Origin of the sequence: Domibacillus indicus, assembly GCF_000970685.1 — a bacterium.
GTDB classification, from domain to species: Bacteria; Bacillota; Bacilli; order Bacillales; family Domibacillaceae; genus Domibacillus; species Domibacillus indicus.
The window spans coordinates 120,076-135,902 of the sequence record NZ_LAJB01000003.1; the positions used below are offsets into that span (position 1 = coordinate 120,076).

Sequence of the window (15,827 nt, forward strand, 5' to 3'; positions counted from 1 at the left end):
TCTAAAGTGAATGACTTTTCCGCTCTCCATTAATGCAGCGGCATTTTGTCGATACCCAGCTCTTCCAGCTGTGTCCGGGCATCCTCAATAAGGCCTTCAGCTTCTGCTTTTGTTTCTTCATTTAATCCTTCAAGCAAATTGCCGCTGCTTCCGTGTCTGCTCTTTCCACTGCCATGCTCCGGCAGTTCAATGCCGAGGCCTTGAAGCTGTGCTTTTGCTTCTTCCCCTGTGATTGCTCCAGCTTTTTTCCGCTCCAAAATGGCTTCCGCTTTTGCTTTTGTTTCTTCATCCAGGCCGGCCAGGAAGCCTTCTTTTCCGCCGCGCTCACTAATTTCAATGCCAAGCGCGGTCAATTGCTCCTTCGCCTGTTCATACGTAATGGTGCCGGCTTCTAATTGTGCAAGAATGTCATCTGCTTTTGCTTGTATGGACTCATCCAGGCCGGCCTGCTCTACAGCCTGCACTAATCGGCCGCTGCCCTTTCCGGCACCGCGCTCGGGAAGCGTAACACCAAGCGCTTCAAGCTGTGCTTTCGCTTTTTCTTCAGTAATTTCGCCGGCTTCTTTTTGCTCCATAATCGCTTCCGCTTTTTCCCTTGTTTCTTCATCCAGGTTCGCGAATCTGTCGCCGCGCTCCGGCAGATCAACGCCGATTTCTTCCAGCTTTGTCCGCAGATTTTCCATAATGGCTTCCACTTTTGCTTTTGTGCTGCTGTCAAGCGCCGTGGTGCTTGCAGCAAGCGCTGGCAGGCCCGCTGCGCCAAGAACTCCCAGCGAAAGAGCTCCGGTCATGACTGCATTGAATACTTTTTTCTTCACCTGTTTTCCTCCTTTGATTTTACGGGCAATACCCTGCCCTGCCTGTACTGTAACCGGCTTCGGTGAAAAAGCGATGAAAGTTATTCACTTTGTGCAGCCAGGGTAATGGAAATCGTTTGCTGCTGTCCATCACGGTAAATGGTCATTTTCACTTTCTGGCCAATTTCCGCTTCATTGTATAAATATTTACGGAAATCCGCTGTACCTGCAATTTCTGTATCATCCACTTTCACAACAACGTCTCCCGCTTTAAAACCGGCTTCGGCTGCAGCAGATCCTGTTTCTACTTGAGAAATCACTGTTCCAGCTGTTACCGTTTCCGGAAGGTTTAACTGGCCCTGCACAATTTGGCGGGACAGTGCACTTACGTCTTCAAGGCCGACACCGAGATACGGGCGCTCCACTTCTCCTTTTTCCATCAGTTCTTCAATAACCGGGATGGCATCTTCCGTTGGGATTGCGAAGCCAAGTCCTTCCACTCCATCCTCGGCAATTTTCAAGCTGTTAATGCCGACAACCTGCCCGGCTGCATTAATCAGCGCACCGCCGCTGTTACCGGGATTGATCGCTGCATCCGTCTGAATAACATTCAGCTCCCATTCTCCGGCAGAGGTTGTAACCGGCACACTCCGGTCAACACCGCTGACAATGCCTTCTGTTACAGAACTTGATAAATCAAGCCCAAGCGGATTACCGATGGCTGCTACTTGCTCGCCAAGCTTCAACACGCTCGAATCGCCAAAATCCGCCACTTCTGTTACATGGTCACTGGAAATTTTCAGTACGGCTAAATCCGTCAGAGCGTCTGTTCCGACAACCTCGGCATCCACACGTTCACCGCTGGCAAGCGCTACTTCGACTGTATCTGCTCCTTCAACAACGTGATTATTCGTAACGATATAACTAACCTCTTCACCCTTTTTAAAGATAACACCCGAGCCTGTGCCTGCTTCTGTTTCTTCCGCAGCCTCATTTGCTGTTTCCATTGGCTGGCTGCCAAACGGATTAAATTGCTCCTGTTCCTGCAGGTTCACTACACCAACAACTGCTTCATCAATCGCATCAATTGCGGAGACAAGGTCCGTCTGTGCTAATGAAGCCGTTGAGGCCGGCTGTACGGTAATTTCATTTGATGAATCCGCCGCTTTCGTTTCCGCGGTTGCTGCATCATTGTCCAATAGGCCTGGAGCCGCATAAAACATCAAGGTACCGCCTGCCAGCATTCCCGCAAACGATGCTGCTGCTGTTTTGATCAGTCCGCCTTTTCCTTTTTTCTCCGGCTGCGGGTTATATGAATAACGTTCATTTGTTTCCATCTATTATCGCTCCCTTTGCGTAATTTTTTCTTGATTGAGCTTATTGTAAAAAAGAAAAGTGAAAGAACGGTGAAAAGAAGGAAAAAAGTTATTTTTTCGAAAAAAGTTTTTGCGTATGCAAATTGATCAAGTGATTTTGTGTACTGCTTCTAAAAAAACGCAAAAGAACGGCGCTCAGCCAGGGCAGCAGAACGGCGGCGGACACGGTGCCGGTCGTGCCATAGGACTGGCGGTCATTCGGCTGAATCAGCATAAAAAAAGACTGGCGGCTTTACCGTCAGTCTAGAAATATAAACAAAGTTAGAAAGCAGGCTGATTGAAAACGCTTGGCTTTCCAGGAACGCGGCCTGCTGGGAAGGGAAGTGACCTTTTTGGGGGTCATGAGCATTCCCAGCCGGCAAGTGACGCCGAAAGCAGGCGTTTGTCAATAGCCTGAGACTGGCGGCTTTACCGTCAGTCTGGCCTTTCCTTACGTGGAAACGGCCTGCTCGTTTGGAATCTGCACAATAAAGGTGCTTCCTTTATCAGGCTCGCTTTCAACTGTAATGGTCCCGCCATGAATACCGGCGATCCATTTGGCTATGGATAGTCCAAGCCCATGGCCGCCAACCGTGCGGGTACGGGATTTATCGGACCGGAAAAACCGGTCAAAAATACGGGGCTGGTCGTCTGGATGGATGCCGATGCCTTGATCCGATACAGCCATCGTCCAGTAACGGTCGCTTTGAGACAGCTTCATTTCAACAAGGCCGCCGTCTGGTGAATATTTCACGGCATTGTCCAGTAAAATATACATAAGCTGCTTTACGCGTGCCCGGTCGCCCAGCACAAGCAGATCACCCGGCGCTTCCAGCCCAAGCGAAACACCATTTGATTCTGCATGCGGTGTCAGTGACTCAATCACATTTGCAGCTTCTGCCCGCACATCCAGCTGCTCAAGCGTCCGCTCGGCGGCGCCGGAATCCGCCCGGGCTAGCACAAGCAGGTCACTGACAAGCCCGGTCATTCTTTTTACTTCCGACTTCATATTTCGCAGCAGCTTTTTCGCAAACGGATCTTCTTCAATGCCATCCGTCATTTCCATGGCATCAATGGAGGAAAGCATAACACTGAGCGGTGTGCGCAGTTCATGCGATGCGTCGCCAACAAATTCTTTTTGGCGCTGAAACGCCGTGGAAATTGGGCCCATTGCTTTTTTCGACATGAGGTAGCTCATCCATACAGCAACCCCGGCGAACAAAACCGCCAGGCTGACGAGCACAATAAGGAGCCATTTGAATAATTGATAGGCGAAGGAAATGTCTTTTCCGATATAAATCATGCCGACAAACTGGCCATTGTAAAAAATCGGACTGCCATCAATCATTAAACGCACCGTATCCGACTTTGGCACATCTTTAATTTCCCGGCCGCCGATGCGGCGCTCATCAAAGGTTACTTGAAGTGTTTCTTCCCTAATCTGGTTTTTTTCCGGGACCCAGCCGGATACAAGCTCAAACAATTCTTCGCGCATATGCGGCATCGTTTCGCTTCCCGTGACGAAGGTGCCTTCTGCATTTGTCACATAATAAAAAAACTGGTCTACTCCCGCCAAAACAAGCTCCTGGCTTCCGAGCCCCTGCAGTTCATCCCGGGCACTGTCAGCCAGATAATCACTGATAATCCGTGTTTCCTGCCGGGTTAAGTTTTCAAGCTCCCGGTGCTGATCGCGTAAAATCACTACATATAACAATGTGTAAACGACTACGATAAACAGGACGAGAAACAGCATGAGCAGGCCGCTGTACTGCATGGTTAACCGCCGCTGTGTTTTTTGAAACAGGTCGCTGCTGCCTTTAAACCATTTAGTTTTCAACTTTATATCCGACTCCCCGTACGCTTTGCACTATATCCGGACGGCCCACTGCATCAAGCTTTTTCCTCAGAAGCTTTACCGTTGCATCAATTGTTTTGGCTGTTACATCGGCGTCGTATCCCCAGATGCGGTCAAGCATTATTTCCCGCGTCAGTACCTGTCCTTTATTTTGCACAAGTAAATCAAGCACCTGAAATTCACGCGGACTCAGCTGAATCGCAGCCCCATCTTTTTGGATCGTCTGGCTGTTCCTGTTTACTTCCACACCTTGAATCGCAACCCTTTCTTCAACGATTGGTGCGTAATTGCGGCGGGTCAGCGCCCGCAGCCTTGCTAAAAGCTCATCGATTTCAAAGGGCTTTACCAGGTAATCATCCGCTCCGGAATCAAGGCCGGCAACCCGGTCCTCCACAGCATCCTTTGCTGTCAGCATTAAAATGGCGCCTTCGTAGCCGTCCTTTCGCAAATCGCGGCACGCGTCCACTCCGTTCCCGTTCGGCATCATCCAATCCAGAATCAGCACATCATAATGAACGGACGAAGCATAGTCATAAGCATCTTCTCCTGTTTTGACCCATTCAACCTGATAGCCGCCTTTTTTCTTTAACATAAAGCTGACCAATTCTCCCAACTGCAGATCATCTTCTGCAAGCAATATATTCATCCGGTTCACTCCCTTTCGCTTCTTCTGTTATACCACGTTTTAATGAAAAAAGAGTGAAAAAAAAAGACGCCTGCAAAAGACGACTTTAATTAAATGCAAACGGCAGCTCAATCGTAAATACCGTGCCTTTATCCACTTTTGATTCAACACGGATGGTGCCACCGTATTGCTCGACAATATTAAAACACACCATTAACCCAAGGCCGGTTCCGTCTTCTTTTGTGGTATAAAACGGCTCCCCCAGCTTTTTCAGCACAGTTTCAGGCATTCCTTTTCCTTCGTCTTCGATAACGATTTGGACCATGTCGCCGTTTAAACGGGCTGATGCTCGAATCGTGCCGCCGTTTTCCATCGCTTCAGTCGCATTTTTAATAATATTAATAAACACCTGCTTCATTTGCCCGGGATTGCACCTGATCAAGCAATTCGGCTCTCCGTTAAACTCAATCAAAATTTTGCGCATAACCGCCTGTGACTGAAGCAGAATGCAAACATCTCTCAGCATTTTTCCCGCATCACATACTTCTATTTCAACAGACATGGGCTTGCCAAGCACGAGCAATTCACTGGCAATGGTTTCAATCCGGTCAATTTCCTCATCAATAATTGTGTAATAGGCATCATGCATCATATCTTCGCGGGCCAGCTTTAAAAATCCTTTAATAGAAGTGAGCGGATTACGGACCTCATGGGCAATAGAAGCAGCCAGCTGGCCGGCAAGGCTTAGCTTCTCAGTTTTAATGGTCAGCTGCTGATGTGCTTTACGCTCATAAATGCTGCGGATAATTAAAATAGCTGTGAAATCCGTTTCCATATTCCGTGAAAATGGAAACGCGGAAACTTCCACATCAATAACTCTGCCGCTGTATGAGATCATTTTCATTTCTACGGGCGGCAGCTTTTCATTTCTTTTTAATTTTTCAATGCCAATCTCCAGCAGTTCATGGTATTCCGTGGAAAAAAGGTTCCAGGCCGTCATAGCCAGGAGGTCCGCTTTGTTGCATTCCAGCAGCTGTGCGGCCGTTTGATTTCCATAGACTACTTGATGGTCAGAAACGACGAAAACAGCATCCGGCATTTCCTCAATTAAGTATTTATAATGGCTTACTTTCTCATGAAGACGCTCTTCGAGAGATAAAGAGGGGGTTCCCTGCCTGTTTTTATAGTAGAGGGAGGCAGTCAGCTCATCGTCTGTCATTACATAGGAATGGCCCTTCATTAAGTCGATTGCCAGGCCGGCAGACGTTTCGCTGTCATCATATGCACAGACTGTAAAAGAGCGGAGCTGACTTAAAATTTCGTTGGCTTTTTGTTCATAAATCGGCAGGTCTTTTTCACAGCAGGATTCTTCATGCCGAAACACCACGCTCCAGATGCGGATGGCCAGGTTCTTTTCGATATAAGGCTGAAGGGAGCCTTTCAATTCTTTTAAAATAGCTTCCGTCCCAATAGATTGACAGGTTTTATAATATAATTGATGATCTGTAAATACGATCGATTCTATCTGTTCTTTAGAAAACCCGTTTCCAAGTAACTCTTGTTTGATTTTCGGAAATAGATCAGGCGACTCCAGTAAAATGACCTCATGCTCAAGCTCCAAGCCTGTCATAATAAAAGAAAGCATATTCTCCCAATACTTTTTGCGGTCTGAATATAAATATAAAATATGTGTGCCGCTCATCAGTTCCATGTTTTTGGTTAATGCAATTTTTGGATGGATAAGGTCATTTGTTAGTTCCACAAGCGATCCCTCGTTTTAGTAGTCATTTTTTTCATTCTATTGTAACATGTACATTTTCTTCCGTATACATAAGCCTTATTACCTATTATGCAGGTAATGACAACATATTACTTTAAAATAACAAAGTTAAGAACGTGATAAATGGAGTAATTTCGTTTTCCGGCTCTTTCTCGGAATCCTTCCTATTACTGGTGTACTTGCCTGCAGTTTTGCCCATTAACCGATTGGATAAGCCCGGCTGCTCTGCTGGCTGCAATCATTTTCTGTTTCTCACTCCGGGAAAATGAAACGCATGTACTTTACCATTTTATTCACGGTTTCCTTTTTTATGACATCTTATTTCATTTTTTTAATATAGAAAAAAACCGCCCGATAAAGGCGGTTTTCTTTTATCTTTCATCTTGTTTTAAGTAATTGTTCAGCTGTTTAAACAGCAGGTGAAGCCCTCCGCTGGCGATTGCAATAGCAATAATAAACGTCACAAACATTAAAAGAAAAAAGTTCATCGTTCACCTGTGCCCCTCTCCCGTAATCTTATGAGGCTAGTATAGCGCCCGGGAGTTACACCCAGATGACAATGGGATTAAATTACATTACGATTCCATTAAAGAATGAAATATAGTGCCGTTCCAATAGCTGAAAAGAGATACATAGAATAATGATGCCAATCAACATAAATAGATTCATGCCGGCAGCGGACAACACCGCCGACCCAGCCACATTAAACAGCAAAAGGCTTCTCTCGGTTTTTCTTTATTCCAGTTCTGTTTGTTTCGTTTCCCTGCCAAACAGAGCCAGCACAATGACTCCAATCACGATACTGATACAGAATAACCCAAAAATAAAGCCGATGGATCGTTCTGATGCGAGGAGTGATCCGACGAGCAGCGGTCCCAGGATTCCGCCAATCCGGCCGATTGATGCGGCCATGCCGGACCCGGTTCCGCGAATGACCGCCGGATATTGCTCAGGCGTGTAGGCGTACAGGGCACCCCATGCTCCGAGGTTAAAAAACGACAGCAGCATGCCGGATGCAATGAGCACCGCCGTCGTTTCCGCATTTCCAAAAACAAGCGCCGAGGCTGCTGTACCGAGTAAATAGGTTACAAGCACAAATTTCCGTCCTGCCCGCTCAATCAGCCACGCTGCTGTGAAATAACCCGGCAGCTGGGCAAGGGTCATAATCAGCACATATTCAAAGCTTTGAATGAGATTGAAGCCTTTCATGACCATAACGCTCGGCAGCCAGAGAAACATTCCGTAATACGAAAACACGACTGTAAACCAGACTGTCCAAAGCACAAAGGTCGAACGCGCATACTTTTTCGCCCACACACCGGCAATGTTTTGCCCGATCGTCCTTTTCTCCGCCTTTGAAGGTGAAAATGCCGGTGAGTCGGGAAGCTTCAATCGCAAATACAGCGCATATAATGCCGGAAGAGCCCCAATGATCAGAGCTGCCTGCCAGCCGTAGGAAGGAATCACAAAATAGGAAATAACCGCGGCCAGCAGCCAGCCGAAGGCCCAGAAGCTCTCAAGCAGCACAACCACCCGGCCGCGGTCCTTTGCCGGCACACTTTCCGATACAAGCGTTGATGCAACGGGCAGCTCGCCGCCCAGCCCCATTCCGACGAAAAAACGCAAAATTAAAAAAGCTGCAAGAGTTGTCGTAAAGGCGGACAGGCCGCTTGCCAGTGAAAATATTAACAGGGTAATGATAAAAATATTTTTTCGGCCAATCCGGTCCGCATAAATGCCAAAGATAAAAGCGCCCACTGCCATGCCAATGGAGTTAACACTGCCAATCCAGCCCATCTGCTCCGGCGTAAGCGTCCATTCTGCCGCGAGAGCCGCGATCACAAACGACAGCATGCCGACGTCCATCGCGTCAAACATCCAGCCAAGGCCCGCAACACCGAGCAGCTTTTTCTGCGAAATTGTTTTTTCTGACATTGTTTATTCTCCTGTCTTTACAGTTGTTGTTACTCCCTCACTATAGAGAATCCGTGCCGAAAAAACAACCATTTTTTTAATGGAGAATCGTTTTTAAAACAGGATCTGACTGAACGGCCTGCTTTGCTTTTAAGCGGTATGCTTCCTCGTGTAAATACGTATGGCGGTTTGGCTTTACCTTCGGCGCACGGTCAATTGCCATCAAAAAGTCAGCCTGCTTCATGCCAAGGGTTCTGACGTAATCAAAAAAGCCGGTGCGTTCAAATACTTTTCTCATTCTTTCGAACCGGTGCTCATGAACAAGCGCCATAATATAAGCAGCCACACCAACCTGGATGCCATGCATCTGCGGATGATCTGCCCACTGGTCAAGCGCATGGGAAATCAAATGCTCTGATCCGCTGATCGGCGCGCTTGATCCGCTGATTTCCGTGGCAATGCCGCTCATCGTCATTGAGCTGATCAGTTCCTTCAATAATACGGGGGCATGAATATCAGCCATCGGCGTCCGGATAAAGCTGTTTACCGCTTTTTTACTGAGCATTTCCGCAAACGCGTTCACTGTGCCTGCGCCCTGCTTTTCTTCAAACTGCCAGTCATACAGCGCTGTAATATTCGACATTAAGTCTCCGATCCCCGCTAAAATAAACGGGTCTGGCGCTTTTTGTAAAATCGTCAGCTCTGCGACAATGCCAAATGGAATTTTCGCCGGCACGCTTGTTTTTCTTCCGTTGACAATTAACGAGCAGCCGCTGCTGGCAAATCCATCATTTGAAGCGGAAGTCGGAATGCTGATAACCGGTATTTTCCGCAAAAAAGCGGTGTACTTGGCCATGTCAATCACTGCACCGCCGCCCATGCCGATCAGGACATCACTTGCCGGAAGCTGAAACGCCCGCCCGGTGATTTCCTGGATGCTGAACGTTCTATCGAGCAAAACCGGCTCAGCCGAACAGCCGTCCAGCGCGGCCAGCAGCCGGCTGCCGTAAGAAGCTTCTACAAATCCGTCCCACATAATCGTGACGCTTTGAAATCCATGCTGCCGCAGCCGCTCACCGAGGGTGTCAATCACATTTTCACCAATCTCCATCATGGCCGGAATGGCAATATTCGTAACGGCGCGGTTCATTCCGGCAGTCTTCCTTCTTGAATCAAATCCGCTTTAATGTCGTTGAAACGATCAAACCGAATATAGGATACCCCTTTTTCGTCTAAAATTTCCGGAAGAGCTTCCTTTGCATACGTCCGGTCTGCGAATACGGCTGGATGCGAGTCCGGTTCGCTGTCGCCGGCAAAATACACAACGTCATATTCTTCCTTTAAGCGTTTAATGACCGCCGCTTTGTCAATTCCGTACCGCTCCGAGTAGCTCCAGTGCGCCGGATCAATATCGAGGTGAATATTCTGGTCGCGGTACAGCCCCTTGTTCGAGTATACCGTCACGTTGTCGACTCCCCAGCTTTTAACAATGGGGTTAATATAATAATCCGTTCCCGCACTTAAAATATAAAAATCACCGCCGGCTTCCTGCACCGCACGGACAAAGTCCGGCACATCTTCATCAATTGGGATCGTTAAAACATCTCTGGCAATCTGCTCTTCACTTTGATGAATCGATGAAAATACTTTCGCCAGGAAATCAATATCTTTCCATTCGCCGCTTTTCCACTTTGGATACAGGTCGCGCCCTTCTGGAAAATATGTATCAATTACCAGCCAGTAAAAGTCGCGCTTTGAAATCGTACCGTCAAAATCAGAAACAAATGCCCACTTTGTCATTCTTTTTACCCCCTGATTGTTTTGATACCGCCATTATATCCCAGCCATCATATAAAAACGAGTCTGTTTATCATTTTGTGATTTTTTTCACAAATTTTTATACATATGATTTGACAACAGGCTGCCCCGGGCGGTATAAAGAAATTTAGGGCGGTTTTCAGCAAACCCGGAGCGAAAAAAGCTATATCGCCCCGGACATAGAAAATACCGGCCCAAAATCAAAAATACCGGCCAAAGCAAAGAGGCTGCCTCGAAATAAAGACAGCCTCCTTCCATTATTTTGTTTTAATCCGCGCTTCAGGCTGTGCGTCCATTCCTTCTCCAAGGAAGAAAGATGGGTGCGGCGGCTGATTGTAGCCGACATTCTGCCAGGCGATTGCCTGCCGGTACTGCAGGTCGTGCATCAGTGTATACAGTTTATGCTCAGTTACATCTGTTGTTGTGTAAATCCGCAGCGCCGAGCTGTCTTCTGTCCGCCAGGCGATTTCCTCCCGCCAGTCGCCGAACAGGTCAGCCTGTATCGCCGGATTTCCTTTGGTTGTATTGTTAGAGAAAGTGCCTTCTGCCGTTAATAGATTCACAAGCTTATTTTGCTTGTAATCCCATTTATCGATTGTACCAACGCCGGCTGCAATAGAGTCATTGTACGTGTGGTCCGCCAATTCCCGCAGCAGGTCGCCATCCCACCAGATCGCAAAGTTTGCGGATGGAATCGAGTCGGAAATTTTTTCTCCTTCTGCTGTATGAAGCCCGCCGGCGCGGCTGTTCCAGGCACCTGAAACCGCCCATGCTTCCGCTCCAGGATGACGCGGATCAATATCGGCTGCTACGCCGCGTCCAGTGTCCTGTCCCGTTTCTACACCCCATAAAATCTTGCCCGTTTTAGCATCGCGCATATCATATCCGTATGGCCCCGTTTTATTTTCTTGTGTGGCAAATACCTCAAGCCCCGGATTTGACGGTACAAAATCACTTACATGAAGAGCATCGCCATGGCCCAGGCCTGTTGTATAAAGCCCCTTGCCATTATCATCGATGACCATCTGTCCGTAGACAATTTCATCTTTGGCATCGCCGTCCACATCCGCTGTACTGAGTGAATGGTAGCCCTGCCCCGCATAGTCCTGCTTTCCGTCATTGCTGTCAAAGGTCCATTGCTTCGTTAACTCTCCGTTTTTAAACTGGTACGCTGATACAACCGTGCGTGTATAATAGCCGCGCGCCATAATCAAGCTTGGTGTTTCCCCGTCCAGATACGCAACGCCTGCCAGGAAGCGGTCCACCCGGTTTCCGTACGCGTCCCCCCATGAAGCGACGTCGCCGCGTGACGGTGTATACGGAATGGTCGTCAATGCTTTTCCGGTCGCTCCTTCAAATACCGTTAAAAATTCATCTCCCTGCAGGATGTAGCCGCTTGAATTGCGGTGGTCCGCATCCGCGCGCCCGATTACATTGCCCTGCCCGTCAATGGTGCCATCGGCTGTTTTCATGGCGATTTCTGCTTTGCCATCACCGTCAAAATCATACACAATCATCTGTGTATAATGAGCGCCGGCGCGGATGTTTTTGCCAAGATCAATCCTCCACAGCTTTGTGCCGTCCAGTTTATACGCATCAATGTACACATTTCCGGTATAACCGGCCTGTGAATTGTCCTTTGAATTGCTCGGGTCCCATTTTACAATGTATTCATATTCACCGTCGCCATCCACATCCCCGATGGTTGTATCATTTGCCCGGTATTCATACGGATCGCCAAGCGGCGTGACACCCGGCTCCGGTTTATCAAGCGGAATATCCATATAGTTCTTTTCAATGGCTACAGTCGTTTCATAGCCTTTTTCTTTTCCAGGAACAATTGGCCGGATCTCATAGGAGTCGCCGGCTTTTCCTTTCGGATCAAGCAGGTTTGACGCGCCGGAAATCGGCTGTTTGTTTACTTTTTTCCCATTGCGGAATACGTGGAACTTAATGTCTTTCTTATCAGTGCCCAGAATGCGCCAGCTGACAAAAACACCTTTATCCGTTTTGACAGCTGCCGGAGACCGTTTTAAAGACTCTGCCTGTCTTTTTAACACGGTTGCTGCTTCTGTTTGGAGCACATCCGATTCCAACGAAGCACCGCCTGCGCCGACCGCCGCTACTTTATAGTAGTACGGAATCGTTGTCAGCACTGTTTTATCCGTAAAAGAAGCAGTCTTTACAACACCCGCCAGTGAAAACTCACCGTCTGCAGCTTCGGAGCGGTAAACGGCATAGGAAACAGCTCCTTCCACAGGGTCCCATGTAAACGTCAGATTATCCTTTTGAATATCGGTTACGTTCAGGCCGGCCGGCTTCATTGGTGCCGGTGCATCCGGGTCAATCAAGGATACCTCGATTGGATAAGATGGAGCGGTTTCCTGGCCGCTGTCATCAACGGTTGTTACCGAATAGGTATACGCATAGCCGACATTGGCTGTTTGATCGACGAATTCCGTCGCCTGCACTGTTCCGATTTTTTCTTTTTGATCCGTGCCGGCCATTGTCCGGTATATATTGTATTCTTTCGCTCCGCCTGCTTCCGCCCATTTCAATGACACAGAAGGAGCAGCTGGATCAAGGGAAATGCTGCTTGCTTCGAGCTGGGACGGGGCCGTTAAAATCGGCGTCAACTCAATTCCGTTGACAATTCCTGTCTGGCCGCTGAAAGCAAAGTTCATCTGGCCGTCATTTACCGAAATATCTGAAATGATTTTCGTTGTATAACTTTGCTTCGGTGCGGAAACAGTGCCGTAGCTTTGTCCTTCTACCGCTACGTCCGTTCTAGCCGAGCCAAGAAGGTCACCCACGTAGACTTTTGCAGAATACAGGCCGTTCGGCACATCCGCCGCAAATTCCCACTTATTATTAAAATAGCCAAGCCAGTCGCGGACAACATCGTCCCCGCCCGCACCGCGGTCACGGCCGATCATGCCGGCAGGATCGATAATGCCGTAGCCCTTTTCTTTTGAATAAACAGTAGATAAATTCACCTCATTATAGCCTGCCGCTACCGGCGTGCCGGCCAGGCCAAAATCGTACTTGAAGGCAGCCTGCTTCGTTTGGACGGTAATCGTTTGAGATGGTGCAGATTCGCCTTTTGCATTCACCGCTGTCACGTAAAGATTATATGATTTCCCTTCCTCCATTCCTGAGATGGTCAGGCGCGGCAGGGTGCTTGTGCCGATCAATGAAAAGGAATCGGCTGTTGATTCTTTCCGGTACACTTTGTAAATGTCCGTGTTTTCCGATTCATCCCATGTTAAAAGGGCTCCAGCATTGCTGATATTGCCGGCTTTTACGCTTTGCGGCACGGACGGTACGGCTGCCGGCGGCTCCACTGATGTTACGTAGCTTTTCAGGCTGCTTTCGCTTTCTTCAATTTCATCTGCCACAAGCCGCGCCATTTGAATCGCTCCGTATTCCTGGAAATGAGTATTGTCCTGAGAACCGTTCGGAAACGCAGGATAAACGCCTGGATCGGTATGAAGGAAAACGGCAAGTGTGCCTTCAGGACCGATTTCGTTAAAATACTCCACACTTCTGGCACTCAAATCTACTAATTGAACGTTTAATTCTTCCGCTACTTCTTTCATTCCCTGTACATATTCAGGGAAGCTGATATTAAATTGTCCGGTTGCTTCCTGAAAATCGCGCCGTCCCACCGGTGTTACCAGGATCGGCTCGGCACCGCGCTGGCGGGCTCCATTGATGTAGGTCTTGAGGTATTCTTTGTAATCAGGGACCGATGCGTACCGCTCCGGCCGGCTGATCGTTGCGTCATTATGGCCGAATTGAATGAGGAAATAATCATTGGGACGGATGGCTCGTAAAATGGCATCAAGTCTTCCTTCGGTAATGAAAGTTTTTGAGCTTCGGCCGCCAATTGCCTGGTTTGAGAATGATAGATCATCATTAAAATAGCGTGGAATCATCTGTCCCCATCCTGCTTCGGGACGCCAGTATTCATCATAGGTCTGGACCGTTGAATCGCCGGCTATATAAACAGTCGGCTCTTCCCCCGCCGTCCGTTCCGGCAGTTTTTGAATGGAAAGGCTGTTAATGACCGGCACCGCTCCGGTCCATTGAAGCGTCAGCTGGCCATCTACAAGCGCTACCTCAAAGGTACGCTCCGTATATTCTCCTGCTGCCGCCACGGTATTTTGCACTTTTTGAATACTTTCGGCAATGATGCCTGTTTCCGTTTGCTCCACTGCGTCTCCTGAAGTAACTGTGACGGAATAGTCCCCATTAGGCAGATCTACTTGAAACCTTGATGTGCCCGGCCGGACAAAGTCAGAAGTAAGCGGGTTGTCTCCTGACCGGTCAGCTGACGAAACGGAATCCGCCTCCGCAAATCCAAATCCTGCTGATTCGCTGTACAGGCTTTGCTCTGTTATCTGAATGGCGCCTTCCTGCACCGGGCTTTCACCGGTGCCAAAATCAAACGTTTTTTCTGCCGAGGCCTCTTCCCCTTCTGCCCAGGCAAGCGGCGGCACGCTGGAAACAGCCAGCATGGATGTCATGATCGCCGCAGCGGCCTGCTTGTGTTTTTTTCCCATGTTATTCCCTCCCCTTTTATGTAAGTGCTTACATTTGAAATCATAAAGTCGGTTTTATTTTTTGAATAGTTAAAAAACAGATGTAATTGTTCAAAAACTAGATATGAAGTCTTCCAATCTTAAAAACAGAAAAATAAGCCTATTACTATTATCTTTTCCAATGTTTTTTTTTTACATTTCCCATGATAATTGTATGAAACTTTTTCGGACTAAAAATTGTGCTACAATGGGAACAATAGTGAAAAACATATCATAATTTTTTTTCATATTACTTATGTAATTTACATGCACTTAAATGAGTCAGGAAATTGATCTAACATGAATTTGGGAGTGAACTCTATGGGTGAAAGTGTTTCAGCTATTGACTATAAACAGGTGATTGAATATGCTCTGGAGCCGTTAATTATTCATTCACAGCTTAAAATCATTTATATTAATCATGCAGCAGAACTATTTTTCAGAGCATCAAAAGAAGAGATTATCGGGGCCAGCCCTTTAGATATTTTTAAAGAATCCTCCAAGTTGGCAATAGAAAAAAGAATAGACTCCGCTTACGAACAGCCGGCAAAGGTAATCGAGGAAACCATTTACCGGATGGATGGAACGGCTGTTGAGGTGGAACTGTACTGCCACCCGGTGTTAATGGGAGATACAAAAGCGATTCAGACTTATGTGCGGGATATAAGCGACAGAAGAGCTTTCGAGAAAAAGCAGAAAGAAATGTCCAGGCAAATAAATGAATTGTCTTCCACACTCGTTCCTCTTTTGGACGGGATCGCTGTGCTGCCTTTAATTGGTTCTATTGATGAGGAAAGAGCCCAGCAGCTTTTGGATGCTGTTCCCCTCAAAGTACAGAAGCAAAACGTCGAGTGCCTCATTCTTGACTTCTCCGGCATTTATAATCTGAATTCTCTGGTTGCGGAGTATATATTTAAAATCAACGAAGTGCTGTCACTGCTCGGCGTGCGTACGATCTTAACCGGGTTAAGGCCGGAAACCGCCCTGGCCGCCCTGGAAATAGGGGCGAATTTTGATTCCACACCGACCGTATCGACTGTAAAAGATGCCCTCCGCCTGTTAGGTGTAGAACATCAGGAACAGCTGGCCACTTAATCACA

At 47.7% G+C, this 15,827-nt stretch carries 11 protein-coding genes; 2 read left to right on the plus strand and 9 right to left on the minus strand.

Annotation, left to right across the window (positions count from 1 at the left end; all coding sequences use genetic code 11):
- Positions 1-29: 29 nt before the first annotated feature.
- Both VP98_RS05000 and VP98_RS05005 read right to left on the minus strand, forming a co-directional pair.
- Positions 30-818 carry a hypothetical protein gene (locus VP98_RS05000; protein ID WP_082087839.1) on the minus strand — a complete coding sequence of 263 codons (789 nt, stop codon included), beginning with the start codon at positions 816-818 and terminating at the stop codon, positions 30-32.
- An 80-nt stretch (positions 819-898) separates the two neighbouring features.
- Positions 899-2,134 carry a S1C family serine protease gene (locus tag VP98_RS05005; RefSeq protein WP_046174254.1) on the minus strand — a complete coding sequence of 412 codons (1,236 nt, stop codon included), beginning with the start codon at positions 2,132-2,134 and terminating at the stop codon, positions 899-901.
- 115 nt (positions 2,135-2,249) lie between these two features.
- Here VP98_RS05005 and VP98_RS18775 point away from each other — a divergent pair, with 115 nt between their 5' ends.
- Positions 2,250-2,420 (plus strand): hypothetical protein, encoded by a 171-nt coding sequence (locus VP98_RS18775; protein ID WP_156151319.1) that lies wholly within the window; start codon positions 2,250-2,252, stop codon positions 2,418-2,420.
- 183 nt (positions 2,421-2,603) lie between these two features.
- Here VP98_RS18775 and VP98_RS05010 read toward each other — a convergent pair whose 3' ends face one another.
- The 7 genes from VP98_RS05010 to VP98_RS19315 form a co-directional block, all read right to left on the minus strand.
- Positions 2,604-3,989, minus strand: coding sequence for a sensor histidine kinase (locus VP98_RS05010; protein ID WP_052712138.1), 1,386 nt, complete (start codon positions 3,987-3,989; stop codon positions 2,604-2,606).
- A complete protein-coding gene (locus tag VP98_RS05015; RefSeq protein ID WP_046174255.1) occupies positions 3,979-4,653 on the minus strand; it encodes a response regulator transcription factor in 675 nt (224 codons plus the stop codon). The genes VP98_RS05010 and VP98_RS05015 overlap by 11 nt, the downstream gene beginning before the upstream one ends.
- A gap of 85 nt (positions 4,654-4,738) precedes the next feature.
- A complete protein-coding gene (locus VP98_RS18235) occupies positions 4,739-6,394 on the minus strand; it encodes an ATP-binding protein (RefSeq protein WP_052712139.1) in 1,656 nt (551 codons plus the stop codon).
- Between the two features lie 753 nt (positions 6,395-7,147).
- Entirely contained in the window at positions 7,148-8,347 is a 1,200-nt protein-coding gene (locus tag VP98_RS05025) for an MFS transporter (protein WP_046174256.1), read from the minus strand.
- 76 nt (positions 8,348-8,423) lie between these two features.
- A complete protein-coding gene (locus VP98_RS05030) occupies positions 8,424-9,476 on the minus strand; it encodes an iron-containing alcohol dehydrogenase family protein (RefSeq protein ID WP_046174257.1) in 1,053 nt (350 codons plus the stop codon).
- The gene (locus VP98_RS05035) at positions 9,473-10,126 is read right to left on the minus strand and encodes an MtnX-like HAD-IB family phosphatase (RefSeq protein WP_046174258.1); all 654 of its coding nucleotides are present in this window, start codon (positions 10,124-10,126) and stop codon (positions 9,473-9,475) included. Before VP98_RS05035 ends, VP98_RS05030 begins: the two co-directional genes overlap by 4 nt.
- Before the next feature lie 275 nt (positions 10,127-10,401).
- Positions 10,402-14,709, minus strand: coding sequence for a rhamnogalacturonan lyase family protein (locus VP98_RS19315; protein ID WP_046174260.1), 4,308 nt, complete (start codon positions 14,707-14,709; stop codon positions 10,402-10,404).
- Positions 14,710-15,048: 339 nt separating this feature from the next.
- Here VP98_RS19315 and VP98_RS05050 point away from each other — a divergent pair, with 339 nt between their 5' ends.
- On the plus strand, positions 15,049-15,822 hold the full coding sequence (locus VP98_RS05050; protein ID WP_046174261.1) for a PAS domain S-box protein: 774 nt from the start codon (positions 15,049-15,051) through the stop codon (positions 15,820-15,822).
- The last annotated feature ends 5 nt before the right edge of the window (positions 15,823-15,827 follow it).